Origin of the sequence: Myroides injenensis M09-0166 (genome assembly GCF_000246945.1) — a bacterium.
GTDB classification, from domain to species: domain Bacteria; phylum Bacteroidota; class Bacteroidia; order Flavobacteriales; family Flavobacteriaceae; genus Flavobacterium; species Flavobacterium injenense.
In genome coordinates, this window is sequence record NZ_BAEX01000031.1 from 20,403 (window position 1) to 33,979 (window position 13,577).

Consider the following 13,577-nt stretch of genomic DNA (forward strand, 5'->3'; position numbering starts at 1 on the left):
ATATAAAACTAGTATTTAATTTTTATAAAAAATCAATTATTAATTACAGCGGAATCATTATCAAATTTTACTTTTTCAGCTTTAATAACCCTATCTGACTCATTTTTATTTCCATTAATAATAATATTAGGTTCTGAACTATCTATTTGTTCATCTTCGCCTCGTAAAATATATTCAATGACTCTTATAGAACCATCTGTATTAAATTTTTCTTGTGACTGAGACTTATTATATATTATTACTTTTTTTAAATCTTTAGGTGAAATATTTTTCACTTCTATATCTTCTAGAGTATAAAATTTGCCTTGTAAATAAATCTTAGTATTTTTTAGAAAATCAGCATTACTTTTTTTTCTCTCTTCCTCAAAACTAGCTTGGCCTCTTCTTATACGATTCAAGTCAATTTCCCTCAACCTTTTTTCATTTTCAACACGTCTAGCAGCACTTTCCTCATTTAATTTTCTATTACGTTCTCTTATTTCTTCTGCTATTTTGGTGTTTTTTTCTTGAACTAGCGCGTTGTTTCTTTCTTTAATTTCATTGCGTTTTGACTCTATTTTAGCTTCTACCTCTTGTCGATATAAGTCCCTTTCCGCCTTCAATTCAGCTTGTTTATTTTCAAGTTCTTTGCGATGTAATTCCTTTTTCACCTTCAATTCAGCTTGTTTATTTTCAAGTTCTTTGCGATGTAATTCCCTTTTCACCTTTAGTTCAGCTTGTTTATTTTCAAGTTCTTTGCGCTTCAGTTCTACTTCTTTAGATAATTCATTTTCACTCTTGTAATCACTTGCCTCATCTTTAGTAATAGTTGATTGTTCCATATCCTTTTTTGTTATACCAGGATAATCTACGACAATAGTATCATCTTCTCTTTCTTGGTTACTAGCTATTTCTTGTGCCTTTACCTCTATTTGTAAAAAAAATACAAATAATGCTATAAAAGGACTTAATAATAAGAACTTCATTTTTTTCATAATTGTTGATTGTTGGTTATTTAACATTAAAACACGTTTTTTTAAATCTGAATTCGAGAAAGTATTTACCATGTTATAGGGGATTACTTTGTCATACTCGAATTCGACTAATGCTCTTTGATAATCATAGGTATCGACAAGTTCACTCACTTCTTTATCTACGATATACTCAAGATTCAGATTCATAGCTCTTTGCATTAATATTAATAATGGATTAAACCAAAACAAATGTTTTAGAAATTCAATAAGTAATAAATCAATACTATGCTTTTGAACAATATGAATATTCTCATGCTGAATTATCAAATCAAGTCTATTAATGTTCTTGTAATTCAGAGGAAGAACAATCTTATTCCAAAATGAATAAGGATCATTCGTAGTTTCATCTATTAAGATATTGGGTAATAAGTTACTGACCGGCAAACTCTTCAAATGCTTTCTTAATCGAATATATTTAGTAAAAAACCATATAAGAGCGATACTAGCTATAAGAATATAAATGAAAAATACCACTTCATCTACCGTCATTCTACTCCATAGTGTAGAAGTAGTTACATCAGATTGAGTCTCTTCAGCTAAGAGCATTATATCATTAAAGTTTACCTTTGTCTCTGGAACATAAACGACCTTAGTAAAAGTGATAAGAGGTATTAAAAAGCTACCTAATATTCCACCTAGAAAGTAAAGTCTATTTGTTTTAACAAAAGTTTCTTTACGCAAAAAAACACGATAAAAAAGATATAAAAAAGAAAGTAATAAATTGACTTTCAATATATAGATTAAAATAGGTGTCATAAGTTATAGAGGTATTATTTGGTTGATTCTATTTTCTATTCTTTTCTATAATTTGTAAAAGTTCATCTAGTTCGTCTTTAGATACTTTTTTATCCTTGACGAAAAAACTCACAAGATTACTAAATGAATTGTCAAAGTATTTCTCCATTGTATCTTCCATAAACATTGTACGATATTGTTCTAGTGTAACGATTGGATAGTACTGGTGAGATTTCCCATAAGCCTTATAACCAACAACTCCCTTATCTACGAGAATTCTAATAAAAGTAGATAATGTATTATAGTGTGGTTTTGGTTCAGGCATTTGATCTAATATATCATTGACAAATCCTTTTTCTAACTTCCACAAAACGCGCATAATTTCTTCTTCTTTATTCGTCAGTTTTTCCATGTCTATTTATTTTATGAGACAAACATATAACTAATATTTTAGTTTTCAAACTAAAATATTAGTTATCAATAAAGTTATTTATGCCATAGTCAACACAGTGAAGGTTTTACTTGTAAAATTTATATGATTATAGAAATATCTAGAATGCAATGTAATATTGTACTCTATTATTAATAATTCTTCAATTGTACATCTATATAATAAGTTCTTCAACATTACTATAACATTCCCTTGCTTTTGCTATCGTTTGTTGAAGAAATCTTAAAGAAGTAAGAGGTAACACCTTTTCTAATACAGATACATCTTTCTAAAAATCGTCTGCAATTACGCTATATATTAATTCCAATATTTTCTTTTATAAAAAATGAGCACAAAAAAAACTCTTGTGAACATAACAACACAAGAGTTTTTTAAAAGTCAGATTAATTGATTAAAAATGATTATATCAAAGAGTACTATAAATTAATAACAAAAATAACCTACTACTTAATCTGACCATATTACTAACCTGCAAATAAAATGATTAATTTATTGTACTTAGTAGTTTATTCATTTCTATAGGTCGCATATAGGCAAAATGTTGATATATTATTTGGTAATCTTCATTCAAGACAACAACTGCTGGATAAGCATTATCTTTTCCTAATGCTGTAGCCAATTCGTGAACACCAGATTTTATACCTTTTTTCTTAAAAGAGAATAAATGTTTTCTAAAATAGATATCACTCTCAGTTTCTGCATTAAACGAAACAAAATAAAAGTTTTCATTCAGGTTTTTCTGTACTTCTTTATCTGAGAATGTCTTACGCTCCATTAGAGCACAGTAACTACACCAATCTGTATGCAGAAAAACTACGACTGGTTTTGGATCTTTATTCATCAAAACCTCAAGTTCAGAGAAAGTTACTTCTCTTGGTTGACCTAAACAGTCAACCAAAGAGAAACAACTAACCATTAAAAAAAGTAAAAATCTCAACATCTTTTATATACTAACTAAAAAATATTATAACGAACCCCCAAGAAACCACGTATACCTTGCATCGGAGTATAACTATAATCATTAGGTTCAAATATCACATCATTTCTTCCTGCAGGTGGTGTAACACCGTTACCTGGTTCTCCAAATGGATCCCACCATCTTGCAATAGCATCTCCTTTTGGAAGCGTGTTAAACAAGTTTTTTACACCTCCATAGATTTCGATCCCATTACTAAATTTCTTAGTAACCTGAACGTTTGCAAGCATTGTCCAAGGAGAGTATTCTGGACGGTAATCATCTTCCACTCTAGGTAAACGCATAGGTCCTTTCCAGTCACCAGTTAAATCAGCACTAAATCCTCTACCGAAATCATAACTAGCGATAATATTACCAGACCATTTTGGTGCGTGATAAAGCTGCTCTCTATCTCCATCTTCCTTTCTATATACATCCATATATGTTGCGCCTGCCATTAACTTTAAAGGTATATCAAATGTTAAATCAACATTTAGGGAAACACCTTGCGAAATAGCATGACCATCTAAGTTTGCATAATAAATTTTAGTTTGATCTGTATCAGTATCAGCATCAATTTTATTTGTGAAATAGGTATAGAATCCATTAATATCAAAATTAAATACACCAAAATCAGCAGGTACTTTAAACGTATAATTTAAGTTTGCATTATATGATTTTTCAGGATCAAGTTTCTCTGCAAAAACTACTTCTCTTGCTCCAGTTAACGCTCTGTGATCCTCTGTAAAAACATTTACTACACGGAACCCAGTTCCAAAACTAGCGCGAAGTGTATGATGCGGATTTGGCGTAAACTTATATCCTACTCTAGGTGAATGAATAGAATGGTGATCTTCATCGTAATCATATCTATAACCTAATAATAACTTATTAGTCTCGTTTAATTTCCACTCATCTTGAATAAATACACCAGGTATAGAACGTTTGTCTGGATCATTTTTTACTAATCCATTTTCATCATAAATACCAGTACCGCGAGTATTATCATCGTAATAAGTATACTTAAACGATGCTCCTAATAACAAACTATGATTGCCTATTTCTTTATCCCAATAAGCTTGCGCAAAAGCTATTTGCTGTTTTGCATCATAAGATTCTGGACCATACATAGAGTTTTGCTCATGGAAAGTATAAGAAAACTGCGTGAATATTTTTTCTTTAACTGGCAATTGATACATACCTATTGCTTCAAAGCGGTTAGTAAAGATACTTTCTGCATATACTTCTTCTCCACCTCTATGTTTTTTGCGTTGCCAATCTGTTTCACCTCCCCAGCGATCTTCATACACATAACGCAATGCTAAACTTGCAACACGATCTTCTTTTCTTTTTAACGAGAACTTATTAAATAAAGAAACACGATCTTGCAATGTAACGTCTGTAAAGCCATCGTTATTCTTATCTTTTCGCTCACCAAATTTAAAATAGTTACCTCCAAAAAGTCCATTAACCTTTTTACCTAACTTATATCCTGCACCTAGATTAAAGTTATTCTCTAACCAAGTAGTAGTATACATATCTACACTTAATCTTGCAGCTTTCTCAGGATCTTTAGTAATTACATTAATAATTCCACCCATTGCTTCAGTACCGTATAAAGATGATGCAGGTCCCTTCACAACTTCTACTCTCTCAATCATACTTGTAGGTATTCCAAAAAGTCCATATACAGTAGATAAAGAAGATACGATAGGCATCCCATCTATTAAAATCATTGTATAAGGTCCTTCCATACCATTAATGTGAATATCACCAGTATTACAAACGTTACAATTTAATTGAGGTTGCACACCGTTAATCATTTGCACTGCATCGAATAAACTCGCTGTGGGGTTCTTTTCAAAAAAAGCAGGAGTATAAATCTCTACTGGCACAACTGATTCTGATTTTAAAACAGGTTTTAATGTCCCTGAAATTACAATTTCATCAAGGCTAGAATCTTCTTTTAAATCAAAATTGACTACTAAAGTTTCCCCTGTTTTTAGAGTAATTCTTTTTCTATGTTTCTGATACCCTACAAATTCACTACTAATAACGTATGAACCTTCTTTAAGGCCCTCTAAATGATAATTACCGCTTTCATCAGCAGTATCTCCTTTTAGTGTTCCTTCAATTACGACAGTTGCATAAGGTAAAGTTACACCCTGAGAAGTAACTTGTCCTTTTACAATTTGTGCCTTTAAAGAAAACACAGATAAAAGAGTGACTAAAAAACTTATTGCTATTCGCATAAAAAAATATTTAACTTAACTTAATATTAATTTTAGGCAAAGCTAAAAATTTATTTATAAATAAAAAAAATGTAACTTTGTTTTTAAATAAAAAAAATCTCTATGCTTACTTATTCAGAAGAGAATTACCTAAAAACAATTTTTCATTTGTCTCAAGGACAAAAACAAGGTATATCAACAAATGCAATTGCGGCTAGGATAGAAACTAAGGCTTCTTCCGTTACTGATATGATAAAGAAGCTAAATGACAAGAAATTAATCACTTACCAGAAATATCAAGGAGTAACTTTAACTTCCGAAGGACTATTAGCTGCAAAAATGATAGTGCGAAAACACCGTCTTTGGGAAGTGTTTTTAGTAGAAAAACTTGGGTTTAACTGGGATGAAGTCCACGATGTTGCAGAAGAATTAGAACATATAAAATCTGAAAAATTAATTAATAAATTAGATGCATATCTTGGTTATCCTTCTGAAGACCCTCATGGAGACCCAATTCCAAACAAAAAAGGAGAAATAAAACAAATAGAAAAGAAACTATTATCAGACATAAAACCAAATACTAAAACAGTATGCGTGGGGGTAAAAGATTCTTCTTCAGAATTTCTACAATATCTAGATAAACAAAAAATCGCTTTAGGTAGTGAAATCGAAATCTTAGAGATCGAACCTTTTGATCAATCTTACACCATTAGAGTGAATGATCACGATATTACAGTTACTAAAAAAATAGCAAGTAACTTATTTGTCAAAGGAAAGTAACAAGATCAAAACCTAAATAAGATCGTCATTACTATTTCCTTGCTGGTAATCTATCTTACATAGATATTTAATAACTTACTTTTTATAGAAGAACATAACTTAGAATTATAAACTAATAATTATAACTCTAAGTTATTTTTCTATTATAAAAAGCCTCTACTTATTTTAATAGTCCCCTATCTGTGTCAGCATACAAAATTTAAATAAAAACAATTCTACATTTCAAATAGTAGCAAAAAAGCACTAATATCAATTTTAAGTGTTATTTTTTTCATAGAAAGGACAAAAGACCTATCATTCAGCTTAATATTTAATAATTTTGCAAGGCTAAACTCCACAACTATGAAACATCTATTTACAACATTACATTTAAAAACACTAACAATTCCAAATCGAATTGTTGTTTCTCCAATGTGTCAATATTCCGCAACTGAAGGCTTCGCTAACGATTGGCATTTAGTACATCTAGGACAATTTGCTATCGGCAAAGCAGGTGCTATAATACAAGAGGCTACTGCTGTAGTACCTGAAGGACGTATTTCATACAGTGATCTTGGTATTTGGTCTGACGAACATATTGAGTTTTTAACTCGTATCACATCTTTCATAAAAAGCCAAGGTACAATTCCGGGTATTCAGCTTTCACATGCTGGTAGAAAAGCCAGTGGCGAAAAACCATGGTTAGGCAGAAAGCAATTTGCACCTACTCATGAGAATGGATGGCAAACAGTAGGACCATCAGAAATTCCTTTTAACGAAAATGACTTAAAACCTCATGCTCTAACAATAGCAGAAATCGAAGAGATAGTCATTGCATTCAAGCAGGCAACTGTTAGAGCCATCAAGGCAGGATATGAAATAATAGAAATACATGGTGCACATGGTTATTTATTCCACCAATTTTTATCCCCATTAATCAACGATCGAAAAGATAATTATGGGGGAAGTTTTGAAAACAGAATACGATTCCTCATTGAAGTAATAGATGCAATCAAACCAATATTAACCACACAATCATTGTGGGTAAGAATTTCTGCTGATGACTGGGCTGCAGGAGGGTGGTCGCTGGAAGAGAGCGTCAAACTAGCCAAGATATTACAAGAAAAAGGTGTAGAAGTAATAGACGTAAGCTCTGGAGGCGCAGTAAGCTTTCAGAAAATAAAAGTAGAACCAAACTATCAGGTTCACTTTGCCGAAAAAATAAAAAAAGAAACCAATTTGATTGTGGGTACTGTAGGATTAATTAAATCTGGACAACAGGCTGAAGAAATTTTAGAGCACGACAAAGCAGATTTTGTTCTAGTTGGCAGACAGTTTTTAAGAGATCCTCATTTTGTTTTGCAAGCAGCAGCAGACTTAAATGTGGATATTCCTTGGGCTAATCAATATGATAGAGCTAAAAATTAATTACTACTCAAACAACAAATACTAAAAAAAATAAACTCAATAAATAAAATGAAGAAAAGTTTAATTGCCCTAGCAATAGGTGGCCTAGCAATAGGAATGACAGAATTTTCAATGATGGGATTGCTCTCGAATATTGCAGATGATTTAAAGATATCTATTCCTACCGCTGGAAATTTTATTTCTATTTATGCTATTGGAGTAGTTATTGGCGCACCATTGCTTGTGATGTCTTCTAATAAATATGCTCCTCACAAAGTGCTAATGGCATTAATGCTAATGTTTTCACTTTTCCACACTCTTTTTGTTCTGTCACCTAATTACACGACATTATTAATTACGAGATTTATGTCAGGCTTGCCTCATGGTGCATTTTTTGGCGTTGGATCAGTTGTGGCAACTCGATTAGCAAATCCAGGAAAAGAAGCTCAAGCTGTAGCAATAATGTTTGCAGGGTTAACCACTGCAAACTTATTAGGAGTACCGATTACAACCTATATAGGACAAGAATATTCGTGGAGGGTTTCGTACGGGATTATTGCTACATTAGGTATTATTTCGACTATAGCAATTTCACTTTGGGTACCTAAATTACACGCAGATACAGCTACTAACACAAAAAAGCAAATGGCGTTTTTCAAAACACCAATTGCATGGGTATTAGTAGCCTTAATTTCGATCGGTACTGGTGGACTTTTTGCATGGATTAGTTACATTAAGCCCATGATGATGAATATTGCCCTAATTCCAGAAGCTAATATTCCTTTAGTGATGACACTTGTAGGACTTGGAATGTTTTTCGGAAACTTTGTTGGAGGTAAGATTGCAGATACTTTTTCACCATCGAAGGCTGTTATCTTCTCTTTTCTTGCCATGGCGATATGTTTAATTATCGTTTACTATACGGTTCATATTCAGTGGATGGCTTATGTAATGTCATTAGTAACAGGTTTAGTAGCGTTTACTATTGGTTCACCATTACAAATGATGTTAATAAAAAGTGCTAAAGGGTCAGAAATGCTTGCTGCATCTGCTGGACAGGCATCTTTTAATATCGGTAATGCCATAGGTGCTTCTTTAGGTGGACTACCTATTACGTTAGGATTGGGATATAATTCTCCAGAATTAGTAGGTACAGGTTTAGCATGTTGTGGAGCTGTTTTAGCCATAACATTTGTAAGAATGCAAAAAAAACTAAAAGCTCAAGAAAACTAAATTATATTATTTGAACGATATCCTCCTTCATTCACAATAAGTTTATAAATTTGTAGAAATATTTTTAACAATGTATAGAACGCATAATTGCGGAGCCTTAAGAGCTTCGGATATTAATACAGAAGTTACCCTATCAGGATGGGTAAGCAAGCATCGCGACAAAGGTTTTATGATTTGGGTTGATTTACGTGACCGTTACGGCATTACCCAATTAATATTTGATGCTGACAGAACTGAGAAATCAGTTTTCGAAGCAGCAAAAAACCTAGGTAGAGAGTTTGTTATCCAAGTAACAGGAAAAGTAATTGAGCGTGCTTCTAAGAACCCTAATATCCCTACAGGGGATATTGAGATTTTAGTAGAATCGCTAAAAGTGCTTAATGAATCGAGTGTTCCTCCTTTTACAATCGAAGATGATACTGATGGTGGAGAAGATATTCGTATGAAATATCGTTATTTAGATATTCGAAGAAATCCAGTTAAAAACAATCTGCTTTTCAGACATAAAGTTGCGCAAGAAGTTAGAAATTATCTTTCTGCTCAAGATTTCTGCGAAGTAGAAACTCCATATTTAATTAGTTCTACTCCTGAAGGTGCACGCGATTTCGTAGTTCCTTCTAGAATGAACCCAGGTGAATTTTATGCATTACCCCAATCTCCACAAACTTTCAAACAATTATTGATGGTTGGTGGAATGGATAGATATTTCCAAATTGTGAAATGTTTCCGTGATGAGGATCTACGTGCTGATAGACAACCTGAATTTACACAAATCGACTGTGAAATGGCTTTTGTTGAGCAAGAAGATGTTATGGATACTTTCGAAGGTATGACAAAATATTTACTAAAAACTATTCACGGTATTGAAGTAGATAAATTCCCTCGTATGACGTATGAGGAAGCTATGAGAAAATATGGTAATGACAAACCGGATATTCGTTTTGGAATGGAATTCGGTGAGTTAAATGCTGTTGCGCAACATAAAGACTTTGGAGTATTCAATAGCGCAGAATTAGTAGTGGGTATTGCTGTACCGGGTGCTGCGAGCTATTCTCGTAAAGAAATTGATGCACTAATCGACTGGGTAAAACGCCCACAAGTAGGTGCTTCAGGAATGGTATATTGTAAGTGTGAAGCTGATGGTACTTTTAAATCTTCTGTAGACAAGTTTTACGACCAAGAAGATCTTAAAAAATGGGCAGAAGCGACTGGTGCTAAAGCTGGCGATTTAATCTTAATACTATCTGGTCCAGCTAATAAAACTAGAGCTCAATTAAGCGCACTACGTATGGAACTAGCTAATCGTATAGGATTGAGAAAATCAAATGAATTTGCTCCATTATGGGTAATAGATTTCCCTCTTTTTGAATATGACGAAGAAGCTGGCCGTTATTTTGCAATGCACCATCCTTTTACTTCTCCAAAAGTGGAAGACATTCCTCTATTAGAAACTGATCCAGGAAAAGTACGTGCAAATGCGTATGATATGGTATTAAACGGTAATGAAATTGGTGGTGGTTCTATCCGTATTCACGATAAAGCAACCCAAGAATTAATGTTCAAACACTTAGGATTCACTAAAGAAGAAGCTGAAAAGCAGTTCGGATTCCTAATGAATGCGTTCCAATATGGAGCTCCTCCTCACGGTGGTTTAGCATTTGGACTAGATCGTTTAGTTGCTATATTAGGTGGACAAGAAACAATTAGAGACTTTATCGCGTTCCCAAAAAACAATTCAGGTCGCGACGTAATGATTGATGCACCTGCTACAATTACACCAGAACAATTAGATGAACTTCACATAACTGTGAAACAACAATAAAAAATAAGGGAGTTAACTTAGTTAACTCCCTTATTTTTTTATCTAATAAATTACTTTCCGTTATAAGTATTCATCGCATTGTTTAAACCTCCCAAAGCAAACTCTTGTATAGCCTTAGAAGCCATTTTAAGCCTTTCTGGCAAAACTTCTTTTTCTTGATCACTCCAAGTACCTAAAACGTAATCTACTTGCTGTCCTTTTTTAAACTCATCACTTATACCAAACCTAAAACGTGGATAAGTACTTGTATTTAATAATCCCTGAATACTTTTTAAGCCATTATGTCCTCCATCTGACCCTTTTGCTTTAATTCGGATTGTCCCAAAAGGCAGGTTCAAATCATCCGTTACGACTAACAAATTCTCAACAGGTATTTTTTCTTTTTCTAACCAATATTGAACTGCCTTACCGCTTAAGTTCATATAAGTGTTAGGCTTTAATAACAATAATGTTCTTCCCTTAATTTTTACTTCACACAGCGCACCTAGTTTCACTGTCTGCCACTCTCCACCTAATTCATTTGCTATTTCATCGACTACCTTAAAGCCTATATTATGACGTGTATGTATATATTCAACACCGATATTTCCTAATCCTACAATTAAAAACTTCTTCATTATATTTTAATTTGACACAAAATTAATATAAATGCCTACACTATTCCAATATTAACAAAAAAAAGCGGTAGGATGAACCCTACCGCTTCTACAAAAGTATCTCTTTTGAAAATTATTTTTTCTTTGGAGTAGATTTTGCTGCTTTTGCTGCTTCTTGAGCTGCTTTCATTGCTGCACGAGAAATTCTCACTTGACAAACTACTGTGTTATCTGGGTGTAATAATTTGTAATTATTAGCTACAACGTCAGTAACATAAAGTTTGTTACCCATGTCTAAGTTAGAAATATTAACTTCTACAAAGTCAGGTAAGTTTGCTGGTAAAGCTTTAACTTTTAACTTACGTAAGTTTAAGTTTAAAACACCACCTGCCATTACACCTTTAGAGTTTCCTACTACTTTTACTGGAACTTCTAAAGTAATTTCTTTATCGTCATGTAATTGGTAGAAATCGATGTGTAAAATTTCGTCAGTAACTGGGTGAAATTGGATGTCTTGTAAAATTGCGTTGAATTTTTTTCCATTTTCTAAGTCAATTACAACAGTATGCACGTTAGGAGTGTAAACCAAACCTTTGAATGCTTTTTCTTCTGCTGCAAAGTGTACTGCTGGTTCTGTTCCTCCGTATAACACGCATGGTACCATTCCAGCATTACGTAGGGCTTTAGTAGATACTTTACCCACGCTTTCTCTTTCTGATCCTTTAATCGTAATTGATTTCATTTAAATATATTTAAAAATTAATAAATTTCTACATTACAAATGTTCTACTAATAGACTCATTTGAGTGAACATTGTGCATTACCTCTGCAAATAAAGGGGCACAGCTCAACACTTTTATTTTTGAACAAGGTTTCTTTAATGGAATTGTATCTGTTACGATTAACTCCTCTATTGCTGAATCCTCTATTTTCTCATATGCACTTCCTGATAAGATAGGATGTGTACATATAGCTCTAACACTTAATGCTCCTCTTTCCATCATCATATCAGCAGCTTTCGCTAGAGTTCCCCCTGTATCAATCATGTCATCGACTAGGATTACATTACGACCCTTAACATCGCCTATCAATTCCATTTTATCGATAACATTTGCTTGCTTGCGTTGTTTATAACAAATCACTACATCTGATTCTAAAAACTTAGAATAGGCATAAGCTCTTTTCGAACCTCCCATATCTGGAGAAGCAATTGTCAAATTTTCTAAATTCAAACTTTTCACATATGGTAAAAAGATTGTTGAAGCAAATAAATGATCCACTGGCTTTTCGAAGAATCCTTGTATCTGATCAGCGTGTAAATCCATTGTCATGATACGTGTTGCTCCTGCAGCTTCTAATAATTTTGCAACTAACTTAGCTCCTATCGGAACCCTTGGTTTGTCTTTTCTATCCTGTCTTGCCCATCCAAAATATGGAATTACAGCAGTAATATGTCTTGCTGATGCTCGTTTTGCAGCATCACACATTAATAACAATTCCATCAGGTTATCTGATGACGGATAAGTAGAACAAACTAGAAAAACTCTTCTTCCGCGGATTGACTCCTCAAATGAAGGTTGAAATTCGCCATCACTGTAATGTGACAAAGTTACTTTTCCTAATTCTACTCCGTATGCTTTTGCAATCTTCTCAGCTAGCTCAACACTTTGTGAACATGCAAAAATCTTAGCGTCTGGTTCGAAATATGACATTATATAATTAGTTGTTATGTTGCGAGTTAGAACCTAACCATTGTTTTTAGGCGTTGCAAATTTATAAAATATATATTGACTAAACGATTTTTTTTAGTTTTTTCTTTGTAACTTGATTTTTTTATCTACATTTGCACACACAATAATTAAGTCATCGCCCGGATGGCGGAATTGGTAGACGCGCACGACTCAAACTCGTGTTCTTCGGAGTGTGGGTTCGATTCCCACTCCGGGCACAAATAGAAAGCCTAACTCAATGAGTTAGGCTTTCTTTATTCCCTTAAATCTATCGTTTTCATATAATGGATCAAGTGCAAAAGTTGGGGACTAGGCAAAAAGTTTGGTCAATCTGAAAAGGAAAAATGACTTATCTCTCACTCCTCTATACATCATACGGAAGTATTTAATTTTCGCATTAAAGGATTCAGCAGAAGCATTTGTACTTCTATTATTAAAGTAATTAATAATTTCGTTATAGTGTATATTAAAAGTCTTTAAAACAGTATGGAAGTGTTTGATACAAGCCTTTTCAATATCATTAAACCAATGAGCAAGCTTAGTCATAGCAATTTCTTTATCTATTTTTAGATTATATATATTTCTGAGCTTATTAGTTAGCAAATACGCTTGTTTAATCTCAGGGTATAAATCAAATAATATTTT

General features: G+C 33.0%; 12 protein-coding genes and 1 tRNA gene. 5 read left to right on the forward strand and 8 right to left on the reverse strand.

The window, feature by feature from the left end:
• Positions 1-32: 32 nt before the first annotated feature.
• From RH98_RS06835 to RH98_RS06850, 4 genes are all read right to left on the reverse strand, one after another.
• A complete protein-coding gene (locus RH98_RS06835; RefSeq protein WP_026038777.1) occupies positions 33-1,694 on the reverse strand; it encodes a M56 family metallopeptidase in 1,662 nt (553 codons plus the stop codon).
• 103 nt (positions 1,695-1,797) lie between these two features.
• Positions 1,798-2,160 carry a BlaI/MecI/CopY family transcriptional regulator gene (locus RH98_RS06840; RefSeq protein WP_010252289.1) on the reverse strand — a complete coding sequence of 121 codons (363 nt, stop codon included), beginning with the start codon at positions 2,158-2,160 and terminating at the stop codon, positions 1,798-1,800.
• A gap of 523 nt (positions 2,161-2,683) precedes the next feature.
• Positions 2,684-3,139 carry a thioredoxin family protein gene (locus RH98_RS06845; RefSeq protein WP_010252292.1) on the reverse strand — a complete coding sequence of 152 codons (456 nt, stop codon included), beginning with the start codon at positions 3,137-3,139 and terminating at the stop codon, positions 2,684-2,686.
• Between the two features lie 14 nt (positions 3,140-3,153).
• Positions 3,154-5,406 (reverse strand): TonB-dependent receptor, encoded by a 2,253-nt coding sequence (locus tag RH98_RS06850; RefSeq protein ID WP_010252294.1) that lies wholly within the window; start codon positions 5,404-5,406, stop codon positions 3,154-3,156.
• Positions 5,407-5,508: 102 nt separating this feature from the next.
• On the opposite strand from RH98_RS06850, the gene RH98_RS06855 reads away from it, so the two are divergent.
• From RH98_RS06855 to aspS, 4 genes are all read left to right on the forward strand, one after another.
• Entirely contained in the window at positions 5,509-6,165 is a 657-nt protein-coding gene (locus RH98_RS06855) for a metal-dependent transcriptional regulator (RefSeq protein ID WP_010252296.1), read from the forward strand.
• Between the two features lie 342 nt (positions 6,166-6,507).
• A complete protein-coding gene (locus tag RH98_RS06860; RefSeq protein WP_010252298.1) occupies positions 6,508-7,572 on the forward strand; it encodes an NADH:flavin oxidoreductase/NADH oxidase in 1,065 nt (354 codons plus the stop codon).
• Positions 7,573-7,620: 48 nt separating this feature from the next.
• Entirely contained in the window at positions 7,621-8,784 is a 1,164-nt protein-coding gene (locus tag RH98_RS06865; RefSeq protein WP_010252300.1) for an MFS transporter, read from the forward strand.
• Between the two features lie 70 nt (positions 8,785-8,854).
• Positions 8,855-10,606 (forward strand): aspartate--tRNA ligase, encoded by a 1,752-nt coding sequence (aspS, locus tag RH98_RS06870; RefSeq protein WP_010252302.1) that lies wholly within the window; start codon positions 8,855-8,857, stop codon positions 10,604-10,606.
• A gap of 50 nt (positions 10,607-10,656) precedes the next feature.
• Here the strand turns inward: aspS and pth are convergent, their stop codons facing one another.
• From pth to RH98_RS06885, 3 genes are all read right to left on the reverse strand, one after another.
• Positions 10,657-11,223 carry an aminoacyl-tRNA hydrolase gene (pth, locus tag RH98_RS06875; protein ID WP_010252303.1) on the reverse strand — a complete coding sequence of 189 codons (567 nt, stop codon included), beginning with the start codon at positions 11,221-11,223 and terminating at the stop codon, positions 10,657-10,659.
• 112 nt (positions 11,224-11,335) lie between these two features.
• Positions 11,336-11,944: a 50S ribosomal protein L25/general stress protein Ctc gene (locus RH98_RS06880; protein WP_010252305.1), complete on the reverse strand. Its 609-nt coding sequence runs from the start codon at positions 11,942-11,944 to the stop codon at positions 11,336-11,338.
• 28 nt (positions 11,945-11,972) lie between these two features.
• Positions 11,973-12,914, reverse strand: coding sequence for a ribose-phosphate pyrophosphokinase (locus RH98_RS06885; RefSeq protein ID WP_010252307.1), 942 nt, complete (start codon positions 12,912-12,914; stop codon positions 11,973-11,975).
• A 156-nt stretch (positions 12,915-13,070) separates the two neighbouring features.
• Between RH98_RS06885 and RH98_RS06890 the strand changes: the two genes are divergently transcribed.
• Positions 13,071-13,150 (forward strand) — tRNA-Leu (locus RH98_RS06890).
• A gap of 91 nt (positions 13,151-13,241) precedes the next feature.
• Here the strand turns inward: RH98_RS06890 and RH98_RS06895 are convergent.
• Positions 13,242-13,577, reverse strand: a 336-nt coding sequence (locus tag RH98_RS06895) for a transposase (protein WP_010252309.1), incomplete at its 5' end; no start/stop codon positions are given.

Bases quoted from the DNA above. Each gene is read 5' to 3' on its own strand.
- RH98_RS06845 (WP_010252292.1), bottom strand. From the start codon at position 3,139: ATGTTGAGATTTTTACTTTTTTTAATGGTTAGTTGTTTCTCTTTGGTT.
- RH98_RS06865 (WP_010252300.1), top strand. From the start codon at position 7,621: ATGAAGAAAAGTTTAATTGCCCTAGCAATAGGTGGCCTAGCAATAGGA.
- aspS (WP_010252302.1), top strand. From the start codon at position 8,855: ATGTATAGAACGCATAATTGCGGAGCCTTAAGAGCTTCGGATATTAAT.
- RH98_RS06855 (WP_010252296.1), top strand. From the start codon at position 5,509: ATGCTTACTTATTCAGAAGAGAATTACCTAAAAACAATTTTTCATTTG.
- RH98_RS06880 (WP_010252305.1), bottom strand. From the start codon at position 11,944: ATGAAATCAATTACGATTAAAGGATCAGAAAGAGAAAGCGTGGGTAAA.
- RH98_RS06840 (WP_010252289.1), bottom strand. From the start codon at position 2,160: ATGGAAAAACTGACGAATAAAGAAGAAGAAATTATGCGCGTTTTGTGG.
- RH98_RS06885 (WP_010252307.1), bottom strand. From the start codon at position 12,914: ATGTCATATTTCGAACCAGACGCTAAGATTTTTGCATGTTCACAAAGT.
- RH98_RS06850 (WP_010252294.1), bottom strand. From the start codon at position 5,406: ATGCGAATAGCAATAAGTTTTTTAGTCACTCTTTTATCTGTGTTTTCT.
- RH98_RS06860 (WP_010252298.1), top strand. From the start codon at position 6,508: ATGAAACATCTATTTACAACATTACATTTAAAAACACTAACAATTCCA.
- pth (WP_010252303.1), bottom strand. From the start codon at position 11,223: ATGAAGAAGTTTTTAATTGTAGGATTAGGAAATATCGGTGTTGAATAT.